The following is a 15,998-nucleotide window of genomic DNA, read 5'->3' as shown; positions in this document are numbered from 1 at the left end:
TTGTTATGACTTTGGAAGCCATACTAGCCATCCCTGAGTATTATTACTCCTTTCGACTAAACGAATCGCACCTACGTCTTCTAGTGTAAACATTGGATCGCGGGGGCGTCCGATTTCAAATACTTGGTCGTTGTAGAGGCGGACTAACAGAAATCCTACCAATTGTGTGAGGTAGGGTTGGCCATGAGTTTGTTCATAAATGCGATCGAGGGCTTCAGGTTTGTAGTCGAGGAGAAAATCATCATCGGGATTGGCTAAAACTTGGCGAGTTGCACCTAGACTCAGGAAACCTACTCGGATGGGGATAATGCTAGCAAAAAAAGGATTGAAATAATCCTGGGTCATTTCATCCAAGGTGTGCAATCCCGCAAAAGCAAAGGCTACTTTAGAACTCATTTGCACCATCCCTCGCAAAAAACCGATAAAATCTTGATTGATCTTCCCAGCGTCTATCAATTCTTCAATTTTTTCAAACTCGTCTAAAGCAATGATTAATCCACTTTCTACATTTGCTATTACTTGTTCGATGTAGCGTCCAAAAGTGAGATAGGGTAAATCGAGTAATTCGCGATCGGCAGGACGTGCAATCTTGACTATTTTGGCAATGGCATCGGTGATGAATATTAGCAATTCGCCGGCTCCTTGAGGGCACTCTCCTACCCGCTGCAAATTCACATAAGCCACCTGTACTTTTGAGCCTAAGCAGTTGCTAGCATTCAACAAAATCGAAGTTTTTCCCATCCGCCGATGACCGTAGAGAGCCACAGATTGAAGTTGATACCCTTTTACCCACAACTCCTCTAGCTGTCTGATGATGTCTTCGCGGCCGACAAATAGCTTGCCTTGGACTGGATCGCCAATTACATAGGGAATACGGACAGGTTGAGTAATCGAAATATCTCCGATTTTCCCGGTCACTTGCAGTAATATTTCTTGCCATTTTTGGGCAGTTTGAATAATTAAATTTCCTTCACATTGTGGTATAATATCTGGACTATCGAGGAGAGTTTCAAGCTCACCTAATGCTCGGTTGAGGGCAAGGGAACGGGCAGAACGAGATAGGCTATTCTGGACGAGTTGAACATCGGCAATTACCCGCCGTAGAGAGGCAATTGCTTCCCAAGAAGTCTCACGCAGCAGAGGTGGATTTGGGGAAGCAGGCAGCTTCAGGGAAGCAATCTCGGCTAGTTCTGCTGTTTGGTGAAAATCTGTGAGAATCTGCGCTAAGGTAAACATCTCGTCTCCATAAAGCAGATCTCGCACTACAGCGAAAGCTTCTGTGGCTTTGTCTGGTTTTTGCTCGTGGAGATACCAGAAACCAGCGGCAGAAGCACGGGCAGGAGTATTTAAACGAATTTCTGTTTGAAAACGAGCTTGAATTTGTTGTCGCCAAGGTGCGATGATTACAAAACCTTTTACTGCTTCTGACTTCATTACTTGACTTAGAGAAGCTGAGGCAAAACGCACCAACTTCCAATCATAAGGATCTTCTGATAATTGAGCGACGCGATATATGAGTTGGTCTTTTGGTGTCTCTGCCAGTACACGATTTACAGCTTTAACAACAGGGATAAACTGAAGGGTAAATAGTAGTAGTTGGTTAATGTTGTGCAATCCTGTTTCCCAATCCCGCCTCAGCCAATTAGCTATTTGAGAAGATAGGTAGGGAAGGGGAAGTGGTGTAGTGTGGGGAAATTGTCTATTTTGCTGTTGACGCTGAAGTAGGGTAAACGGTAAAGCGAAAAGCCAATTTTCAGGACGTGCGATCGCCACGCCGAACGCCACGCCAAACGCCACGCCGAACGCCACGCCCCACGCCACGCCCAACAACACGCCAAACGCCACGCCCGACGCCACGCCCGACGCCACGCCCGACACCACGCCGAACCCCACGCCGAACGCCACGCCCCGCGCCACGTTCAACGCCACGCCGAACGCCACGCCCGACGCCACGCCGAACGCCACGCCCGACGCCACGCCGAACGCCACGCCCGACGCCACGCCCGACGCCACGCCAAACGCCACGCCCGACGCCACGCCGAACGCCACGCCCGACGCCACGCCCAACAACCCGCCAAACGCCACGCCCGACGCCACGCCCGACACCACGCCGAACACCACGCCGAACCCCACGCCCAACAACACGCCCAACAACACGCCAAACGCCACGCTCGACCAATGGATAGAAAAGCCTATTTCCTCCAAAAATCGACTTAAGCCTACGGGGATCACAATGATTAACACAAAGGCTTGTAGAATCAACAGACGCTTGACAGGATTTTGACGCAACCAATCCCATTTCTCTCGCCATGTTTTGGCATCTTCTAAATTAGATTCACCACCAAAGGTAGACTCATACCACCGCAAAGCTTGAGGAAAGTAAAACACCCAATATAATAATCGCAGGTAATCTAAAGGATTCCACAAAGAAAGAGGGCGCTTCAGTTTGGGAGCTAAATCTAACCGAGGAACAGGGCGATCGTTTTGACTCATAAATAGGTGGGGAGGAATAAACAGGACTTACGCACGGGTGGTGAGAAACCGGGTTTTTTACCTAATCTGCGATTCTCTAATGAAATATTTTCTTAAAAAACCCGGTTTCTGGGCCCCCATGTGTAAGTCCTAGTTGATATAACCAGCATAAGTGTGATAGCACAACTGCATCAATTTCTGAGGATAGCCGCCACTTTCAGCAATTAACTCCGCAATTTCTTCCTCAGTAAAATTCACGGGCTGGGCAACAGGTGTTAACCAGGAAGCCTGGAGGCGACTAACAATAAATTCGCGGCTGATTTCTTCATCCCATTGCTTCAGATTTTCCTCAATACAAATCCCTTTAAAAGGAGATGTCATATTTTTGTCTTGACTGTCAGGAAACAGGGTATCGAGAGAGGTGCAGGCGGCGACAACTAGACGCAAAGGTGCGTTATTTCCCTCCGCCAAACCCCGCAATTGGCCGCGTACTTGGTTAGTAAATCCCTCCTCAATCTCCCTCTCCTTTCCAGTACGTTTTCGCCACTGTTATCTTTTTTACCTTACTTTCTGGAGGAGTCTCTTTCTGGATTAGTACGGAAGATCAGCCATCTCCCCAACAAGCTCGCATTTTTGAGACTTGCAATAGCACTTGGAATATGGGTGTGGGTGCGATTTTCGGACTTTTAAGTAGTAAGGTAGTTCAAGATAATGATGATGATGATAATGAGTAATCTCTGATAGTTGATTTGCAAAAAGGCGATCGCCCTTCATCTCCAAAAGTGCGATCGCTCTTTTAAAAACCCTAACTCCTGCTCAGACAGTTGACGTGCTACACTCAGAGTATCGTCACAGCCACAAATAGAATGCAAACCATTACCATCACAATTCCAGACGATCGCCTGCACAAGCTTCAAGAAACCGCCAACCGCCTCGGCATTTCCCTAGAAGCATTACTGCTTGGGGGTGCTGAAAACTTGCTCGCACCACCAGAAACATCGTTCCAAAATGCTATGGAATACGTCCTCAAAAAGAATGCTGAACTTTACCAAAAGCTCGCTTAATGCGGTATCTAACTTTAACAGAAGTCTTAGAACTTTATCGGCGCATTCTTGAGCAGTCTGGCTGCGCTGTCATATTGTTCCTAATTCTATTTGAGAAATTCGGGTTCTGAAAACTAAACTGTATTATGCCACAGTACGATCGCCCTTAATCTCTCAAAGTGCGCGCGAGCGTAGCGATCCCGTAGGGAATCACCCTTAATCTTACTTCCCTTAATTACAAAACAAACTCGGCTCTACATGAAAAAAAGTACCCAAAATCAACGCCAGCTCTTCACCAATATCTCGCTCCCCATTAACCACTTCATACACTTTTTCTTCAGAACCCATAACTCCCACCAAATCCGCAGCTTGTAACTCTCTTTGTTCCATCAAAAACAGGAATATTGAACGAGGCGTTGCTGTGGTTCCTGGTGCATAGAATTCTTGCTCAAACTTTTCAATCAATGCAATCAGCAATTCATATAACTCATCTTCTTCTGGAGTGCGACCGCCCCGGTGCATTAACTCTTCCACCATAGCCAGAGCCTTCTCATTATCCGCTTCATTTCTAATTATTTTAGGCTGATACAGAGACAATAACTCTTTGTATTTATCGGAATTAAAAGTAAGGGTCATTTTTCCATTTTTCCTTATCATACTCAGCATGGGTGAGAATATATTTGATATAAATTAATAGGCTTTCATAATCAATACTAACGATTAATCGATAATTATTACCTTTGATATTAAAAACTGTAAACCCCCCAACTGCTTCGGCTTTAGGAAAAACAGATTGTACCTCAATTAAGTTAGACCATTTAGCCTTGCTAGCAATTTTAAACCAGTTATCCAAAGCTTCCCCGCAATCAGCATGAGTTTCGCTGTATTCACGCACCCGTTTGTAGCTGATTATGTGCATCTACTATACGCAATTTAAACTAAGTTTTAGTTTAGCTCAACCAATTTCTTTGGTCAAGAGCGAGCGCCCTTAATCTGCAAAAGGTAGAATAGGTCGGAAAGCCTGTTCCTAGAACCCCATTTGTGGAACAGACCGGAAAGCCTGTTCCTAGAACCGACAAAAAAACAGACTCTTTGTGGAACAGGCATCTTGCCTGTTCCTGACAAAAAGCCACACAGATTACGAATCTCGATCGAGCTTCAGCACAGCCATAAAAGCCTCCTGCGGCACATCCACAGTACCAACAGACTTCATCCGCTTCTTACCCTTCGCCTGCTTTTGCAGCAACTTCTTCTTCCGCGAAATATCACCGCCGTAACACTTCGCCAACACATCCTTCCGCAAAGCCGGAATGTGCTCCGAAGCAATCACCTTAGCGCCAATTGTCGCTTGAATCGGCACCTTAAATTGGTGGCGAGGAATCAACTCCTTGAGTTTTTCCGTCAATCCGCGGCCCACATTATAAGCCTTATCCCGGTGTACGATCATCGCCAAAGCATCAACCGGATCGCCATTAATTAAAATGTCCATTTTCACTAACGGATTTTCGCGGTAGCCAATTATGTGATACTCCATGCTCGCATAACCGCGCGATCGCGATTTCATCTGATCGAAAAAGTCCGTTACCACCTCCGCCAAAGGCAACTCGTAAACCAGCGTAGTTCGGCCTTGACTCAGATACTTCATATCCATAAAAATGCCCCGCCGACTTTGAGACAGTTCCATCAGCGCGCCGACATAAGTTTCCGGCGACAGCATTTCTACCCGCACATAAGGTTCCTCAATTTTCTCGCGATACTGAGGATCGGGCAAGTGGCTGGGATTGTCAATTGTTAACACTTCTCCTTTAATTGTTGTGATTTGATAAACGACAGAAGGAGCCGTAACAATCAAATCCAAATTGTATTCTCTCTCCAGTCTTTCTTGCACAATTTCCATGTGCAGCAAACCCAAGAAACCGCAGCGGAAACCAAATCCCATCGCACTCGAAGTTTCCGGTTCGTAAGAAAGCGCCGCATCGTTGAGTTCGAGTTTTTCTAAAGCTTCCCGCAAATCTGGAAATTGGTCAGCATCGATCGGGAACAAGCCGCAAAAAACCATCGGCTTTGCCTCTGTATAACCCGGCCAAGGCTCCGGTGCAGGCTTTTTGACCAAAGTAATTGTATCGCCGACGCGAGCATCCGCTACTGCTTTAATTGCCGCGCCCAGATAACCCACTTCCCCCGCGTGCAGTTCGTCTACTTGAACTTGAGTCGGTGAAAGGATGCCCAATTCATCGATGACATATTCCTTACCCGAAACCATCAACAAAACTCGATCGCCCTTTTTGACACTTCCGTCCATCACGCGGAAATACACAATTACCCCGCGATAAGGGTCGTAATAACTATCAAAAATTAGCGCCCGCAGCGGTTTGTCCACAGTATCCTGCGGCGGCGGCACCAATTCGACGATCGCCTCCAAAATCTCATCTATACCAATTCCTTCCTTAGCCGAAGCCTCAATTGCCCCGCTACAGTCCAGACCGATAATTTCTTCAATTTCCCCTTTTACCCGTTCCGGTTCTGCCCCCGGCAGGTCAATTTTATTTAAAACAGGAATAATTTCCAGATTGTTTCCCAAGGCAAGGTAGACATTTGCCAGGGTTTGTGCTTCCACGCCTTGAGATGCGTCTACCACCAGCAGCGCCCCTTCGCAAGCAGCGAGCGATCGCGACACCTCGTAAGAAAAGTCCACGTGTCCGGGAGTGTCGATCAGATTCAGCACGTACTCCTGACCGTCCTTGGCAGTATAATTCATCCGAGCCGCTTGCAGCTTGATCGTAATGCCGCGTTCGCGTTCGAGATCCATATTGTCTAAAAACTGCTCCTTCATCTCCCGTGCCTGCACAGTCCCAGTCGCCTGCAACAGGCGATCGGCCAAGGTCGATTTTCCGTGGTCGATGTGAGCAATAATCGAAAAATTACGAATGCGAGATACAGGGACGTTAGTCATGTTTTTTATCGAAGAGCTAATCGGCAAAGGATACTTTTTGTTGTATGATTACACAAGCAAGAGTAGAGTGCTTACTTCAACCTCTTACTGGGGATTGAGATGAAACCACAACTGAGGCAAACCTCAAGAGTATCAGTTATTACCCATCAAGTGTCCGACCGAGCCCGGATACCTAAAAGGAAAAAACTTTTCTCTGTCTCATTGTACAGAAAGCTGTTAAGCGGTTGAGGAAAGGTGGGGTGCAAATCAGGGACTGCAAATATCTAGTCCAGTCGCTTGTCATCAAAAGAATTGAAACCTAAGAATTAAAACTAGGATTTTTTAACTATGAGCCAGTCAAGTATACCCTCCCACAGTTCGTCAGAAAAAGTGGAACTATCTATCCATATAGATTCTGAACTGCTAGACCAAATTAAGCACTTGACGAATGACCCCAGCAAAGTCATTGAAACAGCAATCAAGCAGTGGCTCAGAGGCGAGCGCCGCGAAGACGAGCTGGCTCTGAGTTTACGCCGCAACCCCCCAGTCCCGCCGCGTGGTGAATGGAACGACTGAGGTACTCTCGCCCCAGACGGCGCGCGCAAATCTGCAGGCTGTGAAATTTAGAGCGCGCGGGCGATCTCCTGCAGATTTCGTGGCTAAAGCTACAGGTGGTGGGCGAGTGAACTCGGCTAAATCACAACCTCGGAACTATTCCAGGTGAGTGAAAAAATGCGTGAGCCATTCCCGGACTAGAGTTGTTGGCAGCCTCATATTTTGGCGTAATTTTCACACTTGATAGTTAATCGGTGCAGATTCCTAATTTCTCAATCTTAATTTTTATCTTTAAATTACCCAAAACGGCTGAAAACGAATAGTTTTGAGTTTTGAGTTGAGTTCAGAATTAACGAATTAATATTTTATGAACTCATTAATCACTCAAAAGTCAATAGTAGAAGCCTAAAATTATTGCAAATTGTGAGTTTTGATCAATTAATGTTTTAATTAAGAAGCCAACAACTTTTTAAGTGATTAATAACTCACAAATTAACAGTAGAAGCCAAAAACAATGGGGACTCTTGAGTTCTTTATTAAAAACTCAAGAATCCAAAAGCAGAACTACTTTCATCCCCTACTCTGATGGACTCTAACACAGATTTCCGGCGATCGAGCCTCGCCTCTACAGTTTTTTTTCAAGAGTTAGGAGCAGAATTAGTATTTACCCAAGACGCCTCTGGTCGATATCTATCTTTTTACTGGCAAAAAGCCGAGCAGTACAACCTCACAGCAGAACAACTTGTCGATCGCCCCCTCAGCGAAACCCTGCAACCCATCGCCCCAGCGCCTTATCTCGATATCCTGCGGCGGACGCTCGAAACCCTCGTACCGCAACGGTTCAGCTATCCCTTTTGCCACGCCGGACAATATTTTCTCTTCGATTTGACACTCACTCCGGCGCTCGACTCAAACGGCAAAGCTACAAAAGTCTTAGTTATGGGAAGGCTGCTGTCTGACAAACCCACAGACAGACGGCCCGACTCCCCAGAATTCATGCTCTATCGAGCTTTGCCATCCCCCTTGGACGCCCGCCAACAAATGTCGCTTCCAGCGAGCCGTATCCCCGGTCGATCGCTCCCTCCGTACTCGGAAATCGATCGTAAAGTCATCTCCCAAATAGCTCAAAACCTGCACAAAACCCTCGATTTAGCCACCATTTGGCAGCAAACTGTTAACAGCTTGGGTCAAGTTTTAAACGCGAGTCGCTGCATCATCTGTTCCTACAAAAAAGACAGCGAAAATCTCGAAACCTCCCCCTTCCTTGCCTCAGAAAATCAGCAAAAATCGACCGCCGCAGCAGCCGAATTACAACAGTCAATAGCTAGCGATTCCTCGCCCTCGCTTTCTCCAGCACAAATCGAAAATCTCCAATCGAAAACTTTTAAAGTAGTAGCTGAATACCGCCAAGAAGCTTACTCTTCTATGCTGGGATTAGAATTGCGCGCAGCCGAACAGCCCGGATGGATTCAAACTTTAGCCACCTTAAAACCAGTAGCAGTCGATTACGCCTCCCCTGCCGCCGATCCCTTCCACCGCCATTCCGTGCTCGTAGCAGCTACCTCCTATGAAGACCAACCCAATGCACTTATATGTTTGCACCGGTGCGGCAGTTCCCCGAAATGGAGTCCCGTCGAACTCGAATTCGCCCGCGAGTTAGTCGCTCAAGTCGGCAGTGCGATCGCCCACGCTACACTTTACCAAGAATTAGAACAGGCCCGCGCCGAAGCCGTAGCTCTTTCCCAACTTAAAAGTCAATTTCTTGCTAATACTTCTCACGAACTCCGCACCCCCCTCAACGGCATCCTTGGCTTCCTAAAACTGCTTATGGATGGCATGGCAGATGACCCGGAAGAAGCGCACCAATTTATCGAAGAAGCTTACCGCTCAGCAGTACATTTGTTCAATGTGATTAACGATATTTTGGATGTCGCTAAAATCGAAGCTGGCAAAATGGAGTTAGACCTCGCTCCCGTCAAACTCGGTGAACTGTTGCAACAAGTTGAGAATTTTACACGGGTTCAAGTCGAGCAAAAGCGATTGCAATTTCAAATCCAAAAACCCCCTGTGGAGGACGAGATTATTGTGTACGGCAACTACCAACGCCTGCTTCAGGTAATCTTGAACCTCACGGGCAATGCGATTAAATTTACCGGAGAAGGGGGAATTCGCATCAGTGCCGAGGTTATTAAGAAAAAGGTGACTGTTCACAACCAGCAGTTCCCCGGAATGGTGAAAATCCGAGTCGCTGATACTGGCATTGGCGTTTCTCTCGACAAGCAGGATAAATTATTTGAGTCGTTTTTTCAGGTGGATGGCGATCGTACCAGACAATACGGAGGCACCGGTTTGGGGTTGGCTATTTCTCAAAAACTGGTAGAAGCAATGGGGGGTACAGTAAACTTTTACAGTATGGGGGAAGGACTCGGAGCTACTGTTACTTTTACTGTGCCGCTTTATCAAGAACCACTATTTAAAAATTAATCATTCCTTATTCAGCAAGCCCTACATAGAGGATTGCATTTATCACGGCATAAATCGATACTGTGCAAGGACACCGGGCGCAAGCTTCTGGAAACAGGTCTGCTATTAGTTCCCACTGTTCCCACGTCAAGTTGTTAGGATATGCTGCACGTCATTTGCTCACAAAGTGCTGTTATCTACAAATCTCAGCTTAAGCTTTGTGAGCTTTCTTACAATAGCCCCCCACTTTTAAAACATCCTCTAACTTATTCAGCAAGCCCTATCTATGTTTTGACGCGGTTGTTACCGTCACATCCCACACCCCCTCACCAACAAATGTCGGGCCGAACATCCACCCGGCCCGCATTCTCCAAAAGCCCCAAAACCATTCACTTCAACCAGGCAGGATGAGCCATCAAAGCTGCAAAAGGCTGCACTCCCCGCAACTGATTCGACAGCGGCAAATGACCCCTCGGCGCGCTCAAATCCCAAATAAACTCTTGCGGATACCGCGTCCAATTATTCCCTTTCTTCCAGCCAATTAGCGGCCACAACTTATCCCAATTCTTCCCCGAACCGATCCAAATTTCCCGCTGCACTGAAAAGCCAAATTTGCCTTCAGAATGAACTTTCCACAGCGTATTAATTGTTTGCAAATCCGCCACCGGCAAACTCTCAACTTGCGTAAAATACAGCCACTTTCTCACGGAAGCTGTATCACCCGCTAATTCACAAAGCTTGTCTAAAGTCAAGCGATCGGCTTCTTGAAATTCCTGTAACGCCAATAATTGTTGCAGCGGAGTGTAATCAATGTTAGAGTCCGATCGCAGCGGCACAACCCCAGTCGGAAAATTCGCTTGCAAAAACTCCGTCGCTCTCGGAGAATTAGCACTGTAAAGAATTTGGTAAGCCTTACCCATTACCGCAGTCGGTGCCTCTGACTTGCGCTCTAATAAAAATTCCATCAATACATCCCAACCGGAATCTGCTATTTGTTGTTGCAGCAGTTGCAGTTGAGCTTTTTCCGAACCAGACCTCAACTGAGAGCGGAGTTCGGCTGTATCGGCCGCCGAGTCTAGAGGAGAAGTAGAAATCGAGTCAGTCATGAGAAACTATCAGCTATCAGCTATCAGCTATCAGCTATTAGCTGAAGCCCTGGTTTTCCCCCATTGTACAATGGTACTGACTCGGATTCACTTCTCTGTACTCGGATGCCTGCGCGCCACGCTGCCTAGTTTAGCCGATCGATCGCCCGTACACTTTTCGCCAATGGCAGCAATAGCAAATAAGTCTACCATCTGAAATTTACAATCGATGCCATGTCAAAGAGTTTTTCTCGAACCTAGTCGTCCACGATTGAAACCCATGCAGAGAACGAAGGCGGAAAAAAGTTTATGTCATATTCCGAGTCTTCCCACTCTTTGACCCACAGCGGGACGGCGCCGGGGCGAGGAGTTTCAGAAAAGGTGCGTTCTTTGACTTCGATCGAGTGAAATAGCTGTTTTAAAGTATCTCCCCGATCCAAAGCTTCGCTAAGGATGTCGTCCAACTCAGGATCGACCCGTTTGACACGGTTTTTGTCCTCCTCCAGCCACAGAAGTTTCAAAGACTTCAGATCTCTCGGACTGAGGATGCTCTTGTAGTACACGCGCTTAAGGGTCGCTACAGGCTCCAATGAGCGTTCGATCCGGCGAATTTGCTGAACTCGCAGGTAGTGCCATTCCGCTAAACGCTTGCTTTCCGAAGGCGGGAGGGTGCCCTTGCCCGCTGCGTGTTTGTAGTCGTATTTAATCAAACTGCAAGCCATATTGGCTAGCAGATGAATTAACTGTTTTTCTTTGGGTGTTGCCTGACGCCGTTCCTGGGTTCTTGTCAATACGCGCTGTCTGCGGGTAGTTTCGAGAGTATTTTCCATTGGGTTTTTACGAGATGAAATACGATTGTGCCAGATCCAAATCCCGAACATCAGAAGGTAAGGAAGTTGATAGGCGGGGAAACTCCACCGACAGACTCGCCTTACCTATTTATTTTCCCATCCACCGTTCTCTGAAACTGATCCCCACCCCTGGGATTAGGTAGACTGATCTTGGGATCGAGTTTTAACCGCCTCGATCAGAGGCGGTTCGGACAACAAGCACCACAACTACAACCACAACCGCATCAGAGCGAACCACACAATAGCGCCAATTATTTCCTGCCTTTACGCGTTTTTACCTCTTCTTGCTCCCCATCCTCATTCGTTCCAGTGTAGTTAAAGTCGGGACGACTCTCCCAAGCCGTCAAACTGCTGGCTGATGAATGTTGTGGGGCGATCGCTAAAGCGCTGGTGCTGCCTGCCTGGAGAAAGCCGAAGCCAGCCGAGGCAATTACCCCTAATACTAAGATGCTGTTTTTCATGTTCGATGACCCTGATTTCCGTAGATTGACACTTTTTGGCTAACCCGATCTGTCAGAAATGGGTTGATGCAATAGCCCACTTGTCTTCTGATAAATCTGCCTGCCATAATCAATTCAGACAGGCACACCCGCTTGTGATCGGAACCGCCGGAAGTGACGTGTTACTAATGTCCACGATCATCCATCAACCCGAATTTTTTGGGTAGTGGAGCGAAAGCCATCAGGGCGTCGATCCATCAGGGAGTTATGCCATCAGGGTGCTAATCCATCGGGTAGTTAAGCCATCAGGGCGCATCTTCTACAATTAGCCACCGACTTAACTTTTATAGTTGAGCGAGTGGTTAGCCTGGTACTGACAAAGCCTTTAAGAATTAAACTTTTTGTGGATGCATCCTGAAAAGTTTGTTCTTAGGAATCCCCCAGCGCGAAAGCCCGGGGAAAGTCAGCAGCATGGAATTCCATGCAATCTAAGTCAACTAAAAAAACGCAGATTAACGATATCTCCCACTCAAGCAGTCCTCAGCAAAACGCTGGGGTTTTTTATTGGCAGCCATTGCGATCGCGTTTTTCTGCGGCATCCGGCAGGGGGAGCTAAAGGCAGAAGGTTGACGGCGCTGTGGTTAGGAGTTTCCCTGCCCACATCATACCACCGGGTGAATTTTAAAGTATTATTGTAAAAAAATGTGAAAAAAACGGCGTTTGAGCGTTCTCAATCCGATCGACTGAAAATTTATCAATTATGTGAACGAGTGTAAAAAATCAAGTGGCGCGCTACGATTGGGCAGATCGTAAGATTTGGGGTGAACGCTTGCAAAGATACGGTAAAGATTGACGAGAAGAAAGCTGAGCTAGTAGACAATAGAGAAAGAGGAAGAAAAATTTTCCACCATAGTAAGGCAGATTCAAAAAAAACCATGCAAATGCAACAGACAAACTCCAAACCCTGATTGAATAAGTCATTCCCCAATCTAAAATCTAAAATATAAAATGCTATAAGCGGGCCATAATTGCAATTTGTAACCTTTCGATCGCACAGCATAGGGGTGTAAAATCTTGATGAATTCCCAGATTACAGCAGAAGTCAACTCAACGTACCAATATCAAGTCGGAGGATATTTGCCTGCCGCTGCGCCCACCTATGTCAGGCGATCGGCAGACAGCGAGCTCTACGAAGGACTCAAAGCCGGAGACTTCTGCTACGTGTTGAGTTCGCCACAAATGGGAAAGTCCAGCCTGCTAGTGCAAACGGCCAAAAGGTTGCAAGCCGAAGGTACAGTTTTTGCCGCCATCAACTTGAGAAGCATCAGCAGCCCAGATATCTCCCCCCAAAAGTGGTATGGCGGCATCATGTACCGCATGGCCAGCAGTTTACACATCACAAACAGGTTTGATGCCATCAAGTGGTGGAACGATCGCGAACTGCTATCGCCGGTGCAGCGATTGGAGATATTTATCGAAAAAGTTTTGCTCAAGTCACTTCAGCAAAATCTGGTAATTTTCATCGATGACATTGACAGCATCAGCAGCCTAAATTTCAGTACCAGCGATTTTTTTGCTTTGATCCGGGCTTGTTACTCCAAGCGGGCAGAGCAACCGGAATACGATCGCCTGACTTTTGCTGTTATGGGAGTAGCAGCCCCCTCAGAATTGATCCGAGATCCCAGATGTAACCCATTTAATATTGGACGGCAGATTCATTTAAGTCGATTCCAACTGCACGAAAGTTTGCCGCTAGCAAAAGGATTAGCACTGAAAGCTTTTCGCCCCCAAAAAGTGCTCCAAGAAATATTAGCTTGGACGGGCGGTCAACCGTTTCTAACTCAAAAACTTTGCCACTTGGTACTTGAATACGGGCCTTTTATTGGCAGAAATTCCGAAGCTAAGCAAGTTGAAAAACTGGTCAAACACAGAATTATTAAAAATTGGGAAGAAGAAGACGAACCCCAACATTTGACAGCAATACGCGATCGCATTTTCCATAGCCACTGCGACCTCACGCATCTGTTAACGCTGTACCAGCAAGCTTTGCAACCAGTCAAGGCAACAAAACCGGGGGAATCGCAGGGAATACCAGCAGAATACTCTCCCGAAAAAATCGAATTGCAACTGTCAGGACTGGTGGTTAAATCTCAGGGTAAATTAATAGTTGCCAACCTAATTTATCAGTCAGTTTTTAATCGATTTTGGGTAGAAAAAGAGCTGGGAAAATTGGCTCCGTACCGCTTGGCGCTAGCAGCATGGCTGGGTTCAGACCGCGAAGATGAATCGCTGTTATTGACAGGGGAAAGTTTGCAGTCAGCTTTGGATTGGGCTGCGGACAAACAATTAAGCCAAGAACACTATTGGTTCTTGAATCCCGATCGAACTTTTGAGGACAAACCGACAGTGGTTGTCGCACAAGTTGTAGACAGCAGCGTAGACACAGATGCAGACAGTCGCATCCTCACCCCGCCCTCAGATAGTGTTCCAACAGGCAGCAACGAACAGAGATTGTACGATCACATCGTCTCCTGCGTGGAAACAGAATCCCCCGCACAGGTGATCGAGCGGTTCCGAAAGCTATTTATCGACGGCATGGGCTATCCCGATCGAGAGATTGAAGCAACTTTGTACAGTATAGTCTCCGTCAAGCGATTGGATCAGCACTTTAAATATATCCTCCACCGCTGCTGCTACATCCCGATCAACCGCTGGCAATTGCAATCACACAACCAGTTCGCGATCGCCAAGTTGGTAGCTTTATTTAAGCAGACTTCTCCCCGATTCGGGACGGAATTTTACATAGTCAAGCGCTTGCAAGAACAAATAGCTTTCTTTACTAAAAGTGAAGAATTTCAGACCCTAGAGCGCTTAGTAAAAGCCCTAGATAGAGAGGCGGAACCGCAGCAACAAGATACAGATTCGCCTTTGGGCGAATTAATCTGTCGGTATCCTTATTTGTACGGGTATTCTCTGCTGAGCAAGGGCAGCATTGAGGAAGACCAACAAACCATAAAAAAACTGGCATTTCAAAGACAGCGACAATTTGAAACACATTTGTCTCAATATTTAAATTATATGGTTGAGCCGAGAAATACAGAAATAGGAATTGTGCAGCGAGCGGCTAATCCCACACTTTTGAATGATGCAGAACTGCACTTAGCGGTCAGGGAATTTGCTGGAAAAGTAGCAGGCGATCGCAGCTACAAAGAAGCGGCTCAATTTTTCCTGAGAGATTCCAGAAAAACTCCATCTTACGCCTCATTTAAAGTGGATTTATATGAATATTTAATATCGTCGGTAGAACCAGAATACGGCGGGCGTCAATTTAATGACCGTTTGTACAAGCAAATTAAAAATACATTGCGAGAGAATGACTCGGTGAAATTTAATAATCTATTGTTAGTTCGGACTTGCCACCAGTTGTTCAACTTCTTAGTAGTGGAAAATTCCCAACATCTCAGCCACTACGTTTTTTACGACTTGGTGTACAACCTCGGCGCCAGCAGGACAATGGGTTTACTGCTCAAACTCGTTCTACTTTCGGGCAAAGTTAAACCAGAGTTGGAAAACCGATTTTCTATTTTGTTTAATCACTATGAAGGTAAAGCTTCTAATGAAATTATGTGGTTTGTCAAATCGTTGGAAAATTTCAATGTGGCTTTGGTTGTGAATTTTGGTAAGACTGATTTGTCTTTGGTTAAACAGCAGCTTATTTTGGCTTGAGAATAACAACATCGCTGGGACAGGGTTATATAATAGTATTAATTTAAAAAAATCCAGGAGAAACAAATGAAAGCCTTTGAAGTCACAGGAACGATCGACGAAAAAGGTCAATCGATTTTAGATTTTAGATTTTAGATTTTAGATTAAAGAATTGAAGGATTGACCCCACGGATAAATTCGGGAGGCAAGTTTCATCGGATACAGGTTTTTTATTTCTGGGTACTGAGTCTGTTTTCGGAATGAATCCGGGGGCTTGTATCCTGAATGCTTTCGGTCAATTATTGCTCGATCGACCTTTAACCGCAGAAACTCCCGGCCGCGTGCGAATCATCGTTCTTCTTCCCGAACCTACAGAGGGCTTGCTGAATATATCGCCCGCGTGTTACGTGGCCTGGGTTATTTGATCGCGCGCTCAATAGTAAAGTGCAAGA

At 46.3% G+C, this 15,998-nt stretch carries 14 protein-coding genes; 6 read left to right on the top strand and 8 right to left on the bottom strand.

Features of this window, described 5'->3' with window-relative positions; translation table 11 throughout:
• Positions 1-3: 3 nt before the first annotated feature.
• Positions 4-2,493 (bottom strand): ATP-binding protein, encoded by a 2,490-nt coding sequence (locus QUA03_RS26105; protein ID WP_333216245.1) that lies wholly within the window; start codon positions 2,491-2,493, stop codon positions 4-6.
• A gap of 129 nt (positions 2,494-2,622) precedes the next feature.
• Positions 2,623-2,919 (bottom strand): hypothetical protein, encoded by a 297-nt coding sequence (locus tag QUA03_RS26100; protein ID WP_333216243.1) that lies wholly within the window; start codon positions 2,917-2,919, stop codon positions 2,623-2,625.
• Positions 2,920-3,338: 419 nt separating this feature from the next.
• On the opposite strand from QUA03_RS26100, the gene QUA03_RS26095 reads away from it, so the two are divergent.
• Entirely contained in the window at positions 3,339-3,536 is a 198-nt protein-coding gene (locus tag QUA03_RS26095) for a DNA-binding protein (RefSeq protein ID WP_333216241.1), read from the top strand.
• Positions 3,537-3,746: 210 nt separating this feature from the next.
• Here QUA03_RS26095 and QUA03_RS26090 read toward each other — a convergent pair whose 3' ends face one another.
• From QUA03_RS26090 to lepA, 3 genes are all read right to left on the bottom strand, one after another.
• On the bottom strand, positions 3,747-4,151 hold the full coding sequence (locus QUA03_RS26090; protein WP_333216239.1) for a transcriptional regulator: 405 nt from the start codon (positions 4,149-4,151) through the stop codon (positions 3,747-3,749).
• On the bottom strand, positions 4,135-4,434 hold the full coding sequence (locus QUA03_RS26085; RefSeq protein WP_333216237.1) for a type II toxin-antitoxin system HigB family toxin: 300 nt from the start codon (positions 4,432-4,434) through the stop codon (positions 4,135-4,137). Before QUA03_RS26085 ends, QUA03_RS26090 begins: the two co-directional genes overlap by 17 nt.
• Positions 4,435-4,653: 219 nt before the next feature.
• Positions 4,654-6,468: a translation elongation factor 4 gene (gene lepA / locus QUA03_RS26080; protein ID WP_333216235.1), complete on the bottom strand. Its 1,815-nt coding sequence runs from the start codon at positions 6,466-6,468 to the stop codon at positions 4,654-4,656.
• 327 nt (positions 6,469-6,795) lie between these two features.
• Between lepA and QUA03_RS26075 the strand changes: the two genes are divergently transcribed.
• Positions 6,796-7,023 (top strand): type II toxin-antitoxin system CcdA family antitoxin, encoded by a 228-nt coding sequence (locus QUA03_RS26075; protein WP_015176471.1) that lies wholly within the window; start codon positions 6,796-6,798, stop codon positions 7,021-7,023.
• Between the two features lie 564 nt (positions 7,024-7,587).
• On the top strand, positions 7,588-9,486 hold the full coding sequence (locus QUA03_RS26070; protein WP_333216233.1) for an ATP-binding protein: 1,899 nt from the start codon (positions 7,588-7,590) through the stop codon (positions 9,484-9,486).
• A gap of 368 nt (positions 9,487-9,854) precedes the next feature.
• Here QUA03_RS26070 and QUA03_RS26065 read toward each other — a convergent pair whose 3' ends face one another.
• Positions 9,855-10,571, bottom strand: coding sequence for a GUN4 N-terminal ARM-like repeat domain-containing protein (locus tag QUA03_RS26065; protein WP_333216231.1), 717 nt, complete (start codon positions 10,569-10,571; stop codon positions 9,855-9,857).
• Here QUA03_RS26065 and QUA03_RS26060 point away from each other — a divergent pair.
• On the top strand, positions 10,570-10,767 hold the full coding sequence (locus tag QUA03_RS26060; RefSeq protein ID WP_333083152.1) for a hypothetical protein: 198 nt from the start codon (positions 10,570-10,572) through the stop codon (positions 10,765-10,767). The two genes, QUA03_RS26065 and QUA03_RS26060, sit on opposite strands and share 2 nt — an antisense overlap.
• Before the next feature lie 40 nt (positions 10,768-10,807).
• On the opposite strand, the gene QUA03_RS26055 is transcribed toward QUA03_RS26060, so the two are convergent.
• Together QUA03_RS26055 and QUA03_RS26050 are read right to left on the bottom strand one after the other, a co-directional pair.
• Positions 10,808-11,380 carry a hypothetical protein gene (locus QUA03_RS26055; RefSeq protein WP_333175374.1) on the bottom strand — a complete coding sequence of 191 codons (573 nt, stop codon included), beginning with the start codon at positions 11,378-11,380 and terminating at the stop codon, positions 10,808-10,810.
• 272 nt (positions 11,381-11,652) lie between these two features.
• Positions 11,653-11,862, bottom strand: coding sequence for a hypothetical protein (locus tag QUA03_RS26050; protein ID WP_333216230.1), 210 nt, complete (start codon positions 11,860-11,862; stop codon positions 11,653-11,655).
• A gap of 1,056 nt (positions 11,863-12,918) precedes the next feature.
• Here QUA03_RS26050 and QUA03_RS26045 point away from each other — a divergent pair.
• Together QUA03_RS26045 and QUA03_RS26040 are read left to right on the top strand one after the other, a co-directional pair.
• Positions 12,919-15,567, top strand: a complete 2,649-nt coding sequence (locus tag QUA03_RS26045) for an AAA-like domain-containing protein (RefSeq protein WP_333216228.1) — start codon at positions 12,919-12,921, stop codon at positions 15,565-15,567.
• A 239-nt stretch (positions 15,568-15,806) separates the two neighbouring features.
• Positions 15,807-15,971, top strand: coding sequence for a hypothetical protein (locus QUA03_RS26040; RefSeq protein ID WP_333216226.1), 165 nt, complete (start codon positions 15,807-15,809; stop codon positions 15,969-15,971).
• Positions 15,972-15,998: the final 27 nt, after the last annotated feature.

The organism is Microcoleus sp. S36b_A4, assembly GCF_036700645.1.
Classification (GTDB): Bacteria; Cyanobacteriota; Cyanobacteriia; order Cyanobacteriales; family Microcoleaceae; genus Microcoleus.
This window is presented reverse-complemented; position numbering and strand designations above follow the sequence as displayed.

What these genes read in the sequence shown, in the direction of transcription:
- QUA03_RS26105 (WP_333216245.1), bottom strand. Translation starts at nt 2,493, where the DNA reads ATGAGTCAAAACGATCGCCCTGTTCCTCGGTTAGATTTAGCTCCCAAA.
- QUA03_RS26095 (WP_333216241.1), top strand. Translation starts at nt 3,339, where the DNA reads ATGCAAACCATTACCATCACAATTCCAGACGATCGCCTGCACAAGCTT.
- QUA03_RS26090 (WP_333216239.1), bottom strand. Translation starts at nt 4,151, where the DNA reads ATGACCCTTACTTTTAATTCCGATAAATACAAAGAGTTATTGTCTCTG.
- QUA03_RS26085 (WP_333216237.1), bottom strand. Translation starts at nt 4,434, where the DNA reads ATGCACATAATCAGCTACAAACGGGTGCGTGAATACAGCGAAACTCAT.
- lepA (WP_333216235.1), bottom strand. Translation starts at nt 6,468, where the DNA reads ATGACTAACGTCCCTGTATCTCGCATTCGTAATTTTTCGATTATTGCT.
- QUA03_RS26075 (WP_015176471.1), top strand. Translation starts at nt 6,796, where the DNA reads ATGAGCCAGTCAAGTATACCCTCCCACAGTTCGTCAGAAAAAGTGGAA.
- QUA03_RS26070 (WP_333216233.1), top strand. Translation starts at nt 7,588, where the DNA reads ATGGACTCTAACACAGATTTCCGGCGATCGAGCCTCGCCTCTACAGTT.
- QUA03_RS26060 (WP_333083152.1), top strand. Translation starts at nt 10,570, where the DNA reads ATGAGAAACTATCAGCTATCAGCTATCAGCTATCAGCTATTAGCTGAA.
- QUA03_RS26065 (WP_333216231.1), bottom strand. Translation starts at nt 10,571, where the DNA reads ATGACTGACTCGATTTCTACTTCTCCTCTAGACTCGGCGGCCGATACA.
- QUA03_RS26055 (WP_333175374.1), bottom strand. Translation starts at nt 11,380, where the DNA reads ATGGAAAATACTCTCGAAACTACCCGCAGACAGCGCGTATTGACAAGA.
- QUA03_RS26050 (WP_333216230.1), bottom strand. Translation starts at nt 11,862, where the DNA reads ATGAAAAACAGCATCTTAGTATTAGGGGTAATTGCCTCGGCTGGCTTC.
- QUA03_RS26045 (WP_333216228.1), top strand. Translation starts at nt 12,919, where the DNA reads ATGAATTCCCAGATTACAGCAGAAGTCAACTCAACGTACCAATATCAA.
- QUA03_RS26040 (WP_333216226.1), top strand. Translation starts at nt 15,807, where the DNA reads ATGAATCCGGGGGCTTGTATCCTGAATGCTTTCGGTCAATTATTGCTC.